A 15,687-nucleotide genomic window follows, 5' to 3' on the forward strand; every position below is an offset into this window, starting at 1 on the left:
AAACATGGAAATTTCAGGCAACGGCACCGTTGCGCTCATCACCGGCGGCGCATCCGGACTCGGGGCCGCCACGGCGAGGCGCCTGCATGCGGTGGGGGCCGGCGTCGTGCTGGTGGACCTGGCGTCGTCCAAGGGCGCGGAGCTCGCCGCCGAACTCGGGGACCGAGCAGTGTTTGCCCCTGCGGACGTCACCGACGAGGACCAGGTGCGCGCCGCAGTTGCGGCGGCGGCCGGGCTGGGCACGCTGCGGATCGTGGTCAACTGCGCCGGCGTCGCCACGCCCGGCAAGGTGCTGGGGCGCGACGGGGTGCTGCCGCTGGAGCAGTTCAACCGCGTGGTCCAGATCAACCTGGTGGGCACCTTCAACGTGGTGCGCCTGTGCGCCGAGGCCATGGCGGCGGCCGAACCGCTCGCCGGCGAATTCGGCCCCGAGCGCGGCGTCATCGTCAACACCGCGTCCGTGGCTGCCTTTGACGGGCAGATCGGCCAGCCCGCCTACGCCGCGTCCAAGGGCGCCGTGGCCGCCATGACACTGCCGCTGGCGCGTGAACTGGCCCGCTCGCTGGTCCGCGTGGTGGCCATAGCGCCCGGCATCTTCGAGACGCCCATGCTGGCGGGGCTGCCGCAGGCCGCGCAGGATTCGCTGGGGCAGCAGGTGCCGCACCCGTCGCGCCTGGGCAAGCCGGCCGAATACGCCGCGCTGGTGGAGCACATCGTCGCCAACGCCATGCTCAACGGCGAGACCATCCGGCTTGACGGCGCGATCCGGATGGCACCCAAGTGACAGGGCTCCCCGAGGCAGACTTTTACGGCTTCGAATCCCTGTTGACCGCCACCGAGGCCGCCAAGCTGGCGCAGCTGCGCGGGTTCCTGGCCGGTGAGGTGGCCCCGCACGCCACCGGCTGGTGGAATGACGCCGAGTTCCCGGCCCACATCCTGCCCGGGCTCGCCGCGCTGGGGCTCGCGGTCCCGGACCGGCGCCACTTCAGCCACCTGTTCACGGGCCTGGTGGTCGCCGAGATGACGCGGACCGACACCTCCCTGGCCACGTTCTTCCTGGTCCACCACGATCTCTTCGTCCAGGCCCTCATTGACTTCGGCTCCCAAGACCAGAAGGAGCGCCTGCTCCCGGACGCCATCGCGCTGCGCACCACGGGCGCCTTCGCGCTGACGGAGCCGGAGCACGGCAGCGACGTGGCCGGCGGCATGGCCACCACCGCGCGCAGGGTGGAGGACGGTGCCGGCGCCACCCACTGGGTGCTCAACGGCGCCAAGCGGTGGATCGGCAACGGCACCTTTTGCAACCACATGATGCTTTGGGCCAAGGATGCGGACACGGGGGCGGTGCGCGCCTTCATCCTTGACGCGTCGCTGCCGGGCGTCACGCGCACCAAGATTGAAAACAAGATCGCGCTGCGGACCGTGCAGAACGCGCACATCCTGCTTGATGACGTGAGGGTGGAGGAGCGTGACCGCTTCAGCGGCATCGGCTCCTTCGCCGACACGAACAAGCTGCTGCGCAGCTCACGGATCTCCGTGGCGTGGCAGGCGGTGGGACAGCAGCTGGCCGCGTTCGACGTGGCCCGGGCCTACGCCGTCGAACGCCGGCAGTTCGGAAAGCCGCTGGCATCCTTCCAGCTGATCCAGGGGCAGCTGGTGAAAATGCTGGGCAACGCCACATCGTCGCTGGCCATGATGGTGCGCATCGCCGCGCTGCAGGACGCAGGCGGGGACGCGGATGCCACGATGGCGCAGGTGGCGCTGGCCAAGGCACACACCACGGCGGCCATGCGCGAAACCGTGGCAATGGGCCGTGCCATCCTGGGCGGCAACGGCATTGTCACCGATTACCGCATGGCGAAGATCTTTGCCGACGCCGAGGCCATCTACACCTACGAGGGCTCGCAGGAGGTCAACACCCTGATCGCCGGCCGGGCCGTCACGGGCATCTCCGCCATCGTGTGAGCCGTGGTGCGGGCCGCCCCGCCCGCGGGAGCCCCGGGCGCCCCTACCGCGGGCTGCGCTCGCCGGCCTCGATGGGGGCGTTGATGCGGTTGCCTGCAACGGGCGCGGGGCAGGTGCCGTAGTCGGTGAACGCGCTGGGGTAGTTGATGGCGCGGTTGAAGTCCACCACCACGGTGCCGTCCGGGCGCGGGCGGGCCAGTTCCAGCTTGCGCCAGTGGGCGCTGGTGACGTTGTTGGTGTCATCAAGGAAGGTGACCAGCAGCGAGCCGAGCCGGCCCTGCTCCGCGGCGAGCCGGTGGCTTGTCCCGTTGAGCGCAAACACCACCTCGCCCACCAGCACGGCCACGCCCGGCACCTCCGGGTTCGCCGTCGCAATGTCAACGGAGCGGGGCTCTGCATACGGTTCAAAAGTGCCCGTGACCACCAGGCCGGGGTTGTAGCCAAAGACCGGCACGCCCGTGAACTGCGTCAGGACGGGGGAGCGGGCGTCGCGGGTGCGGACCATGTAGCGGTTGGCGCGCATGCCCAGTTCCACCACCACGGAGCCGAACCGGACCCACAGGAGGGATTCCTCGTCGGCCAGGGCGGCCGTGATGGTTCCGGCCACGGCGGCGCCGCCTTCCACCAGCGTGAGGCCGTCGCCGGCGGCGGCGGTGAGGGACGCCGTCGTGCCGTCGGAGCCCCACAGGCCGGGGATGCCCTCCAGGGCGGCGGGCTCCGCGGGCAGCCACTGGAAGGAGGTGAGCGTCAGCCAGCCGTGTTCGGCGGCCAGCGCGGTGTTGCGGCCGGCACGGAAGCGGTCCCAGCGCTCGGTCAGGCGGGTCAGTTCCGGGGCTTGCGTGGTCATGGTGCTCCTGTCGGGCATGGACAATTTCACAGTAGGCACAACGGGGGCGGGGTGGCCGCTATTCCGGGCCGCCGCGGTGGAACAATGGGGGCATGGGATCGAACAACCACCTGAACAAGGACATGGCCCGCTTTGCCCCGGGGACAGTGGAAACCCTGGACGGGGACCACGTCAAACTGACGCTCACCCGCGACTACGCGGCCGCGCCGGAGGAGGTCTGGGCGATGCTGACGGACCCGGCCAAGACGGAAATGTGGTGGTGCCGGGTGCGCGGCCGGGCCCGGACCGGCTCCTCCTTCGACCTCAAGTGGCTCAACGTCAAGGACGAGGGCCACGGCATCGAGACGGACTGGTGGAACGGGCGCGTGGTGGAGGCCCGGGAGCCGGAGGCCCTGGAGATCAGCAACGCCATGCACGGGACCATCCGTGCCGACCTCACGGCAACCGGCACCGGCACACGGCTGGTTTTCACCAACGTCATTTCCGTGCCGGAGGAAGTGATCCTGATGTCGCTGGCCGGCTGGCACGTCCACCTGGACCACCTGGCCGAGGCGCTGGACGGCAGGGCCGTGGACTGGCAGCACTGGTGGGACGACTTCTTCCCCTGCTGGGAGGATGTCCACGCCGCCTACACGGCGTCCAGGGGTTGAGGCCAACTGGCGGCTGCGCGCGGCCGCAACGTAGTATCCATCAGGCCCACGTATCCAACGTTGCATGCGAGCACCCCGGAACCACAAACCGTAAGGACGTTGACCCATGAGCCCTGAACTGCCGAACACGCCTGCCGACCCGGCCGAGGACACCGACCTTCGCCGCGACGTCCGCCGCGTCAGCACGCTGCTGGGCGAGTCGCTGGTGCGCCAGCACGGCCCGGAACTGCTGGCCATGGTGGAGCAGGTGCGGCTGCTGACCAAGGAGTCCAAGGAGGCCGCGCGCGGGGAAACGGGCACCGGGCCGTGGAGTGCGAACGACGTCGCCGAGCAGGTCCGCGAGGTCCTCGCCTCCCTGCCCCTTGAGCAGGCAACCGAGCTGGTGCGTGCCTTTGCGTTTTACTTCCACCTGGCCAACGCCGCGGAGCAGGTCCACCGGGTCCGCAGCCTGCGCACCCGCGCCGAGGACGACGGCTGGCTGGCCCGGACCGTCACCGAGATCGCCGGGAAGGCAGGTGCCGGGGCGCTGCAAAGGGTGGTCGACGAACTCGACGTCCGCCCCGTTTTCACCGCCCACCCCACCGAGGCGTCCCGGCGCTCCGTGCTGGACAAGGTGCGCAAGCTCTCCGACATCCTGGCCACGCCGTCAGAGGAAGGCAGCAGCGCCCGCAGCCGCCAGGACCGCAAGCTGGCGGAGATTATCGACCAGATGTGGCAGACGGACGAGCTCCGCAGGGTCCGCCCCACGCCGATGGACGAGGCCCGCAACGCCATCTACTACCTGCGCAACATCCTCACGGACGCCATGCCCGAGGTCCTGGCCGAGCTCAGCGGGCTGCTTGGCAGGCACGGCGTGCGGCTGCCCGAGGACGCCGCGCCGCTGCGGTTCGGCTCCTGGATCGGCGGCGACCGGGACGGCAACCCCAACGTCACCCCGGACGTCACCCGCGAGGTGCTGGTCCTGCAAAACGCCAACGCCGTAAAAATCAGCATCGCCATGGTCGACGGGCTGCTCTCCATCCTCTCCAACTCCAGCTCGCTTTACGGCGCTTCCCCCGAGCTGACCGACTCCATCGCCGAAGACCTCGCGAAGCTGCCCGGGCTCGACCCGCGCGTGCTCGAGCTCAACGCCGAGGAACCGTACCGCCTCAAGCTCACCTGCATCAAGGCCAAGCTGCTCAACACCCGCAAGCGGGCCGCCGCGGACGCCTACCACGAGCCCGGCCGCGACTACGCGGACACCGCGGGCCTGCTGGCGGACCTGGCCCTGCTGGACACGTCGCTGCGCAACAACTCGGCCACCCTGGTGGCCGACGGCGCCCTGGCCACGGTGCGCCGCGCCGTCGCCTCCTTCGGCCTGCACCTGGCTACGCTGGACATCCGGGAGCACGCGGACCACCACCATGACGCCGTCGGCCAGCTCATGGACCGCGTGGGCGAACTGGCCGTGCCGTACGCGGAGCTGGACCGGGCCGGGCGGATGGCTGTGCTTGGCGCAGAACTTGCCAGCCACCGCCCGCTCTCCGGCCACCCGATCAGGCTCGACGGCGCCGCGGACGGCACGTACGACGTCTTCCGGGTGGTGCGCCGCGCCCTGCGCACCTACGGGCCCGACGTGATCGAAAGCTACATCATTTCCATGACCCGCGGTGCGGACGACGTCCTGGCCCCGGCCGTGCTGGCCCGCGAGGCCGGGCTGGTCCAGCTCACCGGCGACACCCGCTACGCAAAGATCGGCTTCGCCCCGCTGCTGGAGACCGTGGAGGAATTGCGCGCCTCCGCCGAAATCGTGGACGAACTCCTCTCCGACCCCTCCTACCGCGAACTGGTCCGGCTGCGCGGGGACGTGCAGGAAATCATGCTCGGCTACTCCGACTCCAACAAGGAATCCGGCGTCATGACCAGCCAGTGGGAGATCCACAAGACCCAGCGGAAGCTGCGCGACGTCGCAGTCAAGCACGGTGTGAACGTGCGCATGTTCCACGGGCGCGGCGGCTCCGTGGGCCGCGGCGGCGGGCCCACCTATGACGCCATCCTGGCCCAGCCCAACGGCGTGCTTGAAGGCGCCATCAAGTTCACCGAGCAGGGCGAGGTCATCTCCGACAAGTACTCGCTGCCCGAGCTGGCGCGTGAAAACCTGGAGCTGTCCCTGGCCGCCGTCATGCAGGCCTCCGCCCTGCACCAGGCGCCGCGCCACACCGAGGACGACCTGGTCCGCTTCGGGGCGGTCATGGAAATTGTCTCCGACGCCGCCTTCGCCAGCTACCGAACCCTGATTGACGACGACGACCTCCCGGCCTACTTCCTGGCCTCCACCCCGGTGGAGCAGCTGGGCAGCCTGAACATCGGCTCCCGCCCGTCCAAGCGGCCCGACTCAGGGTCAGGTCTGGGCGGGCTGCGCGCCATCCCGTGGGTGTTTGGCTGGACTCAGTCGCGGCAGATCGTGCCCGGCTGGTTTGGCGTGGGCTCGGGCCTCAAGGCCGCCCGCGAGGCCGGCCATGAAGCGGAACTGGCCGAGATGCTGGAGCACTGGCACTTCTTCTCCTCCACCATCTCCAACGTGGAAATGACCCTCGCGAAGACTGACATGGAGATCGCCGCGCATTACGTGCGCACCCTGGTCCCCGAGCCGCTGGCGCACCTGTTTACCACCATCCGGGCCGAATATGAGCTGACCGTGGCGGAAATCCGGCGGCTCACGGGCGAGGGTGAACTGCTGGAGCGGCAGCCGCTGCTCCAGCGCTCACTCAGCGTGCGCGACCAGTACCTGGACCCCATTTCCTACCTCCAGGTGGAGCTGCTGCGCAGGGTCCGGGAAGCGGCCATCAGCAAAACGGAGGTGGATGAGCGCCTGCAGCGGGCCATGCTCATCACCATCAACGGGGTCGCCGCCGGCCTGCGGAACACGGGGTAGGCCCCGCCCGCCGGCATTTTTGCTCGCAGCCCGGCCCACATAGGCTGGATCCATGCCATCCTTCCGCGCCACCGTCCAGATCACCGGCCTGCGCCCCGGCCATGCCCCGGAGGAGGTCATGGACACGGCCGTGGCGGTCGTGGCCTCCCGCCATGTCGTGGAGGCCAACCAGCTCGACGTCGTCGCCGGGGTCCCGCGCATCACGGTGCGTTTCATGGTGGATGCCAGCGAGTACGACGCCGAGAACCGCCTGGCGCGAGACGCCGTGGCCTCGCTGGGGCACGGGGTCAACACCGTGGCCACCACGGGTGCCCTGCGTGCCTTCCGCCGCTCCGCCGGAAAGTGGCTCCCGATCTAGCCCACCCCATCGGGGAAGGCGGAGAGGCGCAGCCGGGAGGCGTACGACGTCGGCTCTCCCGTGAGCGGGTCGGTGAAGGAAATGCTGTGGGCCAGCAGCTGCAGCGGCCTTGCGTAGTCGTCGGGCGCCTGCTCGTGCAGGACGGGGTAGAAAGGGTCGTTGAGGATGCCGATGCCCTGCGAGGCCAGGTGGACGCGCAGCTGGTGGGTCTTGCCCGTGTGCGGCGCCAGGTTGTAGAGGCCCAGCAGCGTGCCGGTGGCGGGATCCTGGCGGGTGTCCAACAGCTCGATCCGGGTTTCCGCGTTGGGCTCCCCGGGCACTTCCTGGGCCAGCAGATAGGTGCGCGACTTCATCATCCGGCTGCGCACCACGAGGGGAAATTCCAGTTCCGGGCGGACGGGTGCCGCGGCCCGGTAGGTCTTTTGGATGCGCCGTTTTTCAAACAACAGCTGGTATTTGCCGCGGGTCTCCGGGTTGGCGGAGAACAGCAGCACACCCGCCGTCATGCGGTCCAGGCGGTGGATCGGCACCAGCTCGGGCAGGTCCAGCAGCACGCGCAGGCGGACCAGCGCCGATTCCTGCACGTACATGCCGCCGGGCGTCGTCGGCAGGAAGTGCGGCTTGTCCACCACCACCAGGTTTTCGTCCTGGTGCAGGATGGACAGCTCCACGGGCAGCCGCTTTTCCACGGGCAGCTCGCGGTAGTACCAGATGAACACGTGCTCGTTCAGGGGGGTGGAGGGCGTGACCACCTCGCCGCCAAGCGCCTTCACCTCGCCGCGGACAAATCGGTCCACGATTCCCGCCGGGTCAACGTGGTTGAACTTGTCCAGCACGTATTCCATGGCGGTGGCCCACGGGCCCTCCTCCGGCATGCGCATGCGGGTGGCATTGACGCCGTTGCGCACGGGAAGGGGGGATTTCATCACCCTTCAAGGGTACCGAGCGTTCCTGAACGCCCGGACCACAACTGTCCCCGGCCACTGCCGTCCCGGGGGTAAGGTCGACATTGACGGCCGGCGCACCCTGTGGCGCCGATTTTGCGGCCGGTATGCGTGGATGGGATTGTTTGGTGAATCGGCGGGGCATTGGCATGATGGCTTCGGCCCACCTGGTCGACGACCTTTACCAGGGCGTGGTGCCGGCCATGCTGCCCTTCTTCGTCTCTGAGCGGCACTACAGTTACGCGGCGGTGGCCGGGCTGACGCTGGCGGCAACCATGCTGTCCTCCGTGGTCCAGCCCGCCTTTGGCGTGTGGACCGACCGCAAGCCGCGCCGCTGGCTCATTCCCGCGGGCATGACGACGGCGGCACTGGGCGTGGGTGCCGCGGGCCTGTTCCCCGGCTACGCCGTGACCTGGGTGATGGTTGCCATCTCCGGCATCGGCATCGCGGCCTTCCACCCCTCCGCGGCCAGCGCGGCCCGCAGGGCCGCCGGTGACAGCAACCGCGCCATGAGCCTTTTTGCCCTGGGCGGCAACGTCGGTTTTGCGCTGGGCACACTCATGGCGACGCCGGTGCTGCTGTGGCTGGGCCTGCGCGGCACCGCGCTGCTGATCCTGCCGGCCCTCGCCATGGCCGCCGTCCTGGTGAAATGGCTGGCCCCGGTGCTCGACGGCCCGGTGGGCGCCCGCCACCCCTCCACCATGCCCAAGGGCCGCGACAACTGGCCGGAATTCCTCAAGCTCACCTCCGTCGTGGTGGTGCGCTCCATCATCTTTTTTGGGCTGAGTTCATTCCTGGCCCTGTACTTCATCAACGGACTGGGCACCTCCGAAGTGGTTGGCGGCGCGGCACTGACCGTGTTCCTGGCCTCGGGGGCAGTCGGGACGCTGCTGGGCGGCTGGCTGGCAGACCGCTTCGGCCCCCTGGTCTCCATCCGCTACGGCTTCGCCTTCTGCCTCCCGGCCATGGGCGGCCTGGTCCTGGCCCCCAACTGGCAGGTCGCACTCATTTTTGTTGTGTTGACGGGCGTTGGCGTGTTCGTGCCGTTCAGCGTCTTTGTCATCCTGGGGCAAAACTACCTGCCGAACCGGGTGGGCACGGCCAGCGGCGTCACCGTGGGCCTGGCGGTCACCGTCGGCGGCCTGTTCAACCCGGTCCTGGGCACCTTGGCCGATGCGACGAGCCTGCACTTTGTGCTCATCGTGCTGATCGGCCTCCCCGCGCTCGCGCTGGTGTTGGCAGCGTTCCTCCATGACCCCCGCACGGCAAAAAGGGCCAGCACGCAGCTGACCAATCCTGCAGCCCAGCCGGACCGTTGAACGCCTTGAGGCGGCGCCCTTCCCGGTGATGCAGGGCAGCCGGGCGTTGCCGGTCCATCACGGACGGATGGCAACGACCACCCCCGCCTTAAAAGGGAAGCTCAGCCCAAGCCGGCCTGACACCGCGGGCACCAGTAAATGTCCCGCGCGGCATGTGTGGGAAAGGCGGGGTCGCCCATCTTTGCGTGGCGGACCAGGGAGCCGCACCTCTTGCAGGGCCTTCCTGCCTGCCCGTAGACCCACAGCGCGGCGTCTCCCCGGGCCGGCCCGCCCGTGGTGCTGCGGACGGGCCGGTCCTTGTTGGCCTCGAGCAGCCGCCGGGCCAGCTCCACGATCCGCGGCAGCCCCGGCACGAGGGACACGGGGGTTTCCGGGTGCACGCCGCCCAGAAAGCACAGCTCGTTCCGGTAGATGTTGCCAATCCCGGCCAGGTTCCTTTGGTCCAGCAGCGCCAGCCCGACGGGCAGCTCCCCAGCCTGCCGCAGCCTGCGCAGCGCTTCCTCCGCATCCCAGTCCGGACCCAGGAGGTCGGGCCCCAAATGCCCGACGGCGGCCCGTGCGCCCTCCTCCGAGAGGACTTCCAAGGTGGCCAGGGAGAAACCCACGGCGACTGCCCGCCCCGTGGTGAGGACGGCCCGCGCGGTATGGGCCGGGCGCCGCCACCGGGCCGCCCGCCCGCCTGCCGGCTGGCCCGCAGCATTCCCTGCGGGGTATATGTCCCAGTGGCCCTCCAGGGCCAGGTGGGAATGGATCACGGCGGCCGGGCGGTCCGGGCCGCCTGCGGCCAGCCGCATCAGCAAATGCTTGCCGCGGGAGCGGACGTCCTGCACCGTGCGGCCGGAGAAATCCGCGGTGGCAAGCTGTGGCACGCGGAAATCGCATCCTGTGAGGACCTGCCCGGCGAGGGCGGCATGGAGGTCCCGGGCCTGCCGCCAGACGGTGTCGCCCTCAGGCACGGATCCGCACCCCCGATGGTGAGCTGTAGGCCCCGGCCCCCAGCAGGGCTGCCGCCAGCGGCGTGTCCAGGATGCCGGCGCCGTTGACCTTTTCCATGGCCAGCCTGTCCACCCCGCCGCCCTTGACCACCTGCACCAGGGCCCCGGCAGCCAGGGCCACCCGGGCGTCGTCGTCGCTGAAGCACAGCAGCGTCCTGCCGCCGCGCTCCACGTACAGGACCAGGGCGCCGTCGACCATCACCACCAGCGCCCCTGCCTTCCGGCCCGGCCGGTGGCCCGATTCCAGCGGCGGCCAGGCCAGCGCCGCACCGTAGGGGTTGGCGGGGTCCGTGGCGGCCAGCGCAAGGGCCTGGGGCGGGCGCGGATTGACGGCGGCATCCTGGCTGAACGCGCGCAGCCGATCCACCGTGGCGGGCACCGCGAACTGCGCCGCGCCAAGGTGTTCGATGAAATAGCCGCGCCGGCATGTGCCGGTTTCCTCCAAACGGGCCAGCACCTTGTACATCAGCCCGAATCCGCCGGGCACCCCGGCCGCCATGACGGACCCGCGCGTCACCACCCCGTAGCGGTCCAGGAACAGCTCCGCCAGGGCATGGCTGCGCAGGGTGGTCTGTGCAGCGCCCGTCCGGGCATCGGGCCCGGCCTGCCACGGCCCCGGCAGCAGGCTCCACCGCCCGGCGCCCAGCGGTGGCGCACCGCGCTGCCCGGACGCCGCCCGGCCTGGCAGCCGGCCGTAGCGCCCGGACCGGGCCGGGCGGAGCCGCGACGGCGCCGGACGCTGCCTGTGCGCCGAGTGGCCGCCCGCCAGCAGCGCGCGGACGGGGGCGAAGGTGTCGTTGCTGATCCGGCCGGCCCAAAACAGTTCCCACAGGGCCGCCGTCAGCTCGTCGTCGGCGGGAACATCGTCCGGGCCGTCGGCCGCCATTTCGCGCAGCTGGTGGAAGAAATAGGCGCCGCCGCCGGACAGCCCGGACAGGAGACGGCCGGCCAGCGGCGACTCGGCAAAGTCGGCCACGGGGTTGAGCGTGAGCTCGGCCGACTCCGCCACGTGGAGGCTGAGCCAGCCGTCGCTGCCGCCCAGCGCACCGGCCCCGGACACCACCACCTCGCCCGTGGCCGTGAGCTCGTCCAGCATGGCCGGGCGGTAGTCCGGCACGCGCTGCGCCAGCACCAGCGGCTCCCACGCCGACGCCGGAATGGGCACGCCGGCCAGCTGGTCCACCACCGTCAGCAGCCCGTCCAGGCCGCGCAGCGCCGGCGGTCCGGAGGCCGTGGACACGTGCTGCCACGCCGGCAGGAACCGGCCGAACGTGGCGGCGTCCACCGGTTCCACCTCGGCGCGCAAGGCGGCAAGGGAGCGCCGGCGCAGGCGCCGCAGGACTTCGACGTCGCACCACTCGGCAACGCCGCCCTCAGCCCGGTTGGGCAAAAACTCGCCCTCGGTGATCCTTTTGTCAGCGGCCAGCCGGGCCAGGCCTGAATGCACGACGGCGATGCCCAGTCCCAGCCGGGCCGCCACCTCGGCGGCGGTGAAGGGCCCGTGCGTGCGGGCATGGCGGCCCAGGAGGTCGCCGAGTGGATCGGCGACGGGTTCGATGAAGGCCAGCGGCACGCCCATGGGCAGCGGGGTGCCGAGGGCATCGCGCAGCCGGGCGGCGTCCTCGATCGCGGCGAAGCGTTCGTCGCCCGCCACATTGACGCGCAGCGCCCGGTTGGCCCCGACCAGCTCCGCGAGGTGCCCGGCCGCCGCGGCCACGTGCCCGGCCCCGGCTTCGTCCGGCCCGGTGCCGGCCCCGGCGGCGGGTGGGCCGGGCTGGGGGAGCAGCCGGGCGGCCACCTCCGCAACGGACAGCGGGCCGAGCAGGCGCAGCAGGTCGGCCACGCCCTCCAGGCCGCGTGCGCGGCGGTCCGGGGCGAGCCGCTGGAGCTCGGCCTCGGTGTCGGCGATGACCTGCGGATCGAGGAGCTCGCGCAGCTCCGCCCGGCCCAGCAATTCGTCCAGCAGGGCCGGATCCAGGGACAGGGCGGCGGCACGGCGCTCGGCCAGCGGTGAATCGCCCTCGTACAAAAACGACGCCACGTAGCCGAACAGCAGCGACCGGGCAAAGGGTGACGGCTGCTGGGTGGTGGTTTCCACGATCCGCAGCTCGCGCCGCCCGATGGAGGCGGCGATTTCCTTCAAGGCGGGGAGGTCGTAGACGTCCTGGAGGCATTCACGGACGGTTTCGAGCACGATGGGAAACTGCGGGTACTTCCGGGCCACATCCAGCAGCTGGGCGGAGCGCTGGCGCTGCTGCCACAGGGGCGAACGCTTGCCCGGGGTCTGCCGGGGCAGCAGCAGGGCACGGGCCGCGCACTCGCGGAAGCGGCTGGCAAAGAGGGCCGAGCCGCCCACCTCCGCGGTGACAATGCCGTCCAGCTCATCGGGTTCAAAGAGGAACAGCTCGGCGCCGGGCGGTTCGTCCTCCATGAGGGGCACGCGCAGCACAATGCCGTCGTCGGAGGCCATGGCCGAGCCGTCCAGCCCGTAGCGTTCATGCAGCCGGGCGGCCACCGCCAGGGCCCACGGGGCGTGGACGGGCATGCCGAAGGGGCTGTGGAGGACCACGCGCCAGTCGCCGAGCTCGTCATGGAAACGCTCCACCATGAGGGTCTTGTCGTCGGGGACGACGGCGGTGGCGGCCTTTTGCTCGTCCAGGTAGCCAAGCAGGTTGTTGGCGGCCCAGGCGTCCAGACCCGTGGCCCGGCACCGCTCCAGCGCCTTGTCCTTGGGCGCGGCGCTGAGTTCTCGGATGAAGGCTCCGAGCGCCCGCCCCAGCTCCACCGGCCGGCCCAGCGAATCCCCCTTCCAGAACGGCAGCTTGCCCGGCTGGCCGAACGCGGGGGAGACCAGCACGCGGTCAAAGGTGATGTCCTCGATCTTCCAGCTCGTGGCGCCCAGGGCAAAGACGTCGCCCACGCGGGATTCGTAGACCATTTCCTCGTCGAGCTCGCCCACGCGCCGCCCGCCCTTGGCCGCGCTTGGGCTTGGGCCCCCGGTGGTCGAGCTGGTCGAGACCTCGTCCGAGCCGACGATGAACACGCCGAAGAGCCCCCGGTCCGGGATGGTCCCGCCGGACGTGACGGCCAGCCGCTGCGCGCCGGGCCGGCCGGTGATGGTGCCGGCCGTGCGGTCCCAGACGATGCGGGGGCGAAGTTCGGCAAATTCGTCGGACGGGTAGCGCCCGGCCAGCAGGTCCAGGGTGGCGTCGTAGGCGGAGCGGGGAAGTGCGGCAAACGGGGCGCTGCGCCGGACGGTGCTGAACCAGTCGTCCACGTCGATGGAGCCCAGGGCCGCGGCGGCCACGGTCTGCTGGGCCAGGATGTCCAGCGGGTTCGCCGGCACGAAGAGCGGTTCAATGTGGCCGGCCAGCATGCGCTCCACCGTGACGGCCGAATGCAGCAGGTCCGCGCGGTGCTTGGGGAACAGGACCCCCTGGGAGATCTCGCCCACCTGGTGCCCGGCGCGGCCCACCCGCTGCAGCCCGCTGGCCACCGACGGCGGCGACTCCACCTGGATCACCAGGTCCACGGCGCCCATGTCGATGCCCAGCTCCAGGCTGGAGGTCGCCACGACGCAGCGCAGCCGGCCGGACTTGAGGGCGTCCTCGATCAGGGCCCGCTGCTCCTTGGACACCGAGCCGTGGTGGGCCTTGGCGAGCACGTTCGGCGCCCCGCCCGTGGCGCCGGCCTGTGCCATCATTTCGGCCGGCAGCCGGTAGACGGGCTTGCCCGGCCGCTGAGTGGGCTTGTTGAAATCCTGCGGCATGTCCGGCGCGAAGGTCCCGCCCGGCGCGAAGGTCCCGTCAGGCCCGGCCTCCGGCCCGTCCGGCGTATTTTCCAGCCGTTCCACGTAAATCTCGTTCAGCCGCCCCGTGAGCCGTTCGGCGAGGCGGCGGGAGTTGGCGAAGACGATGGTGGACTTGTTTGCCAGCACATGGTCGACGATCTTTTCCTCCACATGCGGCCAGATCGACGCGTTGGGCTGCAGGCCTGAGGCGGGTCCGAGGTCGTGGGCGCCGGCCAGGGCGGGCAGCTCCGTCATGTCCTCCACGGGCACCGTGACGGTCAGGTTCCAGTTCTTCGAGGCGTGCGGGGCCACAATGGTCACCGGTGCGCTGCCGCCGAGGAAGCGGGCCACGGTCTCGCGCGGCTCGACGGTGGCCGAGAGGCCGATCCGCTGGGCCGGCCTGTCCAGGAGGTTGTCGAGCCGCTCGAGGGAAACGGCCAGGTGGGCGCCGCGCTTGGTGCCGGCCACGGCGTGGACCTCGTCGATGATGACGGTGTGCACGCCGGCCAGGGTTTCCCGGGCCTTGGACGTGAGCATCAAAAACAGCGATTCGGGGGTGGTGATCAGGATGTCCGGCGGGTGGCTGAGCAGGCGCCGCCGTTCATTGGCGGGGGTGTCGCCGGAGCGCACGCCGACGGTGGCGTGCGGGGCCTCCACGCCGAGGCGCCGGGCGGTCTGGGTAATGCCGATCAGCGGGGCGCGCAGGTTGCGTTCCACGTCCACGCCCAGGGCCTTCAGCGGGGAGATGTACAAGACCCCCGTGCCTTCCGTCGTGGAGCCGTCCCGTGCAGCCAGTCCGTCCAGGGCCCACAGAAATGCGGCGAGGGTTTTGCCGGAACCGGTCGGGGCCACGACGAGCGAATGGGCCCCCCCGGCAATGGCCTCCCAGGCGCCGGATTGCGCGGGCGTCGGGGCGCCGAAGGCACCCAAAAACCATTCGCGGGTGGGCGCCGCGAACCGGCCCATGGGGCCGCCGTCGGTAAATACATTCACGGCTCCATCATGCCCCACGGCAGTGACATTGACGCGAGACGGTAACGATTCCCGCAGGCGCCCTCCTGGCGGCAAATAATGTCCTTCCGGAGCTGTAATCTAGCGGTGGGAGTGGCAACGGTTGCCCTTGCTGTTCCACGGCGCGCACGGGCGCTCGGACCAGCATCCATAAAAATGTTTTGGTCCGGGTGGGGAAGGCAAGGCGCGGTGCAGACACGACATGTGGGAAACAACTGGGTTCCCCTTCTTTGCCTGTCGATCCTGTTTCTCGCCGGCGCGGCAGCGAGCATGGTGGCCCTCAGTGGCAACGGGGCCGTGCCGGGCGTGTTTGCCGTGGGCATCGTGCCGGCCGGCTGTGTCGCCGCCCCCTGGCTGTGGCGGCACCCGTCGTGGTGGATTGCCCCCCGAAAGCACTATCTCTACCTGGCCGGCGGGACCCTGGCCGGGGTGCTGCTGTTGGCGCTGGTTCCGTTCCTCCACGGCTGTGGACCGTGGCTGGTGCTGGGTGGCGCCGTGGGGACATATGGCTACTTTGAACGGCTCCGGCTGCTGGTGACCACCGGTGGCGGCGTGGTGTTGACGGGCTTTTTGGCCCTGGCCATCCATGCCGACGTCTGGGGCGGGGGACTGCAGCTGCTGGCCGCGGCGGCCCTGGCCTTCGCCGCCAACCGGCTCTTCGTGCTGCGCCATGGGCGGCGCCGCGAAGTCCAGGACAGCGACCCCGGCTTCATTGGCCGTTTCGAGGAGTTCGACGTCGACGCCCCGCCGAACTTTTGGGAACGCCGCTAGATGAGTAATTCCAAGTTGGTTAATGGTCGTAGGCGGTGAGTGAGCGGCGGATGGCTTGCCCGGTTTGGTCGTTGTGCCAGATCGCGGCGGTCATGGCCAGCAGGCGTTGGATGACGCGGGCGG

General features: G+C 70.3%; 11 protein-coding genes. 7 read left to right on the forward strand and 4 right to left on the reverse strand.

The genetic code is table 11. From position 1 onward, the window contains the following. Positions 1 to 4: 4 nt before the first annotated feature. A complete protein-coding gene (locus tag MMF96_RS02130) occupies positions 5 to 784 on the forward strand; it encodes an SDR family NAD(P)-dependent oxidoreductase (RefSeq protein ID WP_256882383.1) in 780 nt (259 codons plus the stop codon). Then, entirely contained in the window at positions 781 to 1,965 is a 1,185-nt protein-coding gene (locus tag MMF96_RS02135) for an acyl-CoA dehydrogenase family protein (RefSeq protein WP_256882384.1), read from the forward strand. The genes MMF96_RS02130 and MMF96_RS02135 overlap by 4 nt, the downstream gene beginning before the upstream one ends. Before the next feature lie 43 nt (positions 1,966 to 2,008). Here the strand turns inward: MMF96_RS02135 and MMF96_RS02140 are convergent, their stop codons facing one another. After that, entirely contained in the window at positions 2,009 to 2,812 is an 804-nt protein-coding gene (locus MMF96_RS02140; protein ID WP_256882385.1) for a DUF1684 domain-containing protein, read from the reverse strand. A gap of 92 nt (positions 2,813 to 2,904) precedes the next feature. Between MMF96_RS02140 and MMF96_RS02145 the strand changes: the two genes are divergently transcribed. The 3 genes from MMF96_RS02145 (at position 2,905) to MMF96_RS02155 (ending at position 6,734) form a co-directional block, all read left to right on the forward strand. Then, positions 2,905 to 3,462, forward strand: a complete 558-nt coding sequence (locus MMF96_RS02145; RefSeq protein WP_176616898.1) for an SRPBCC domain-containing protein — start codon at positions 2,905 to 2,907, stop codon at positions 3,460 to 3,462. Between the two features lie 106 nt (positions 3,463 to 3,568). Then, entirely contained in the window at positions 3,569 to 6,376 is a 2,808-nt protein-coding gene (gene ppc, locus MMF96_RS02150; protein ID WP_256882386.1) for a phosphoenolpyruvate carboxylase, read from the forward strand. Positions 6,377 to 6,428: 52 nt separating this feature from the next. Continuing rightward, the gene (locus MMF96_RS02155; protein ID WP_256882387.1) at positions 6,429 to 6,734 is read left to right on the forward strand and encodes a hypothetical protein; all 306 of its coding nucleotides are present in this window, start codon (positions 6,429 to 6,431) and stop codon (positions 6,732 to 6,734) included. On the opposite strand, the gene MMF96_RS02160 is transcribed toward MMF96_RS02155, so the two are convergent. Beyond that, entirely contained in the window at positions 6,731 to 7,660 is a 930-nt protein-coding gene (locus tag MMF96_RS02160; protein WP_256882388.1) for a pseudouridine synthase, read from the reverse strand. The two genes, MMF96_RS02155 and MMF96_RS02160, sit on opposite strands and share 4 nt — an antisense overlap. A gap of 167 nt (positions 7,661 to 7,827) precedes the next feature. Here MMF96_RS02160 and MMF96_RS02165 point away from each other — a divergent pair, with 167 nt between their 5' ends. Beyond that, a complete protein-coding gene (locus tag MMF96_RS02165; protein ID WP_256882389.1) occupies positions 7,828 to 8,997 on the forward strand; it encodes an MFS transporter in 1,170 nt (389 codons plus the stop codon). A gap of 101 nt (positions 8,998 to 9,098) precedes the next feature. On the opposite strand, the gene MMF96_RS02170 is transcribed toward MMF96_RS02165, so the two are convergent. Together MMF96_RS02170 and MMF96_RS02175 are read right to left on the reverse strand one after the other, a co-directional pair. Continuing rightward, the gene (locus MMF96_RS02170; protein ID WP_256882390.1) at positions 9,099 to 9,953 is read right to left on the reverse strand and encodes a DNA-formamidopyrimidine glycosylase family protein; all 855 of its coding nucleotides are present in this window, start codon (positions 9,951 to 9,953) and stop codon (positions 9,099 to 9,101) included. Then, positions 9,946 to 14,748 carry an ATP-dependent helicase gene (locus MMF96_RS02175; RefSeq protein WP_256882404.1) on the reverse strand — a complete coding sequence of 1,601 codons (4,803 nt, stop codon included), beginning with the start codon at positions 14,746 to 14,748 and terminating at the stop codon, positions 9,946 to 9,948. Before MMF96_RS02175 ends, MMF96_RS02170 begins: the two co-directional genes overlap by 8 nt. Positions 14,749 to 14,982: 234 nt before the next feature. Here MMF96_RS02175 and MMF96_RS02180 point away from each other — a divergent pair, with 234 nt between their 5' ends. Beyond that, positions 14,983 to 15,564, forward strand: coding sequence for a hypothetical protein (locus tag MMF96_RS02180; protein ID WP_176616894.1), 582 nt, complete (start codon positions 14,983 to 14,985; stop codon positions 15,562 to 15,564). Positions 15,565 to 15,687: the final 123 nt, after the last annotated feature.

It is taken from the genome of Arthrobacter sp. STN4 (genome assembly GCF_024539665.1).
In the GTDB taxonomy this organism is placed as follows: domain Bacteria; phylum Actinomycetota; class Actinomycetes; order Actinomycetales; family Micrococcaceae; genus Specibacter.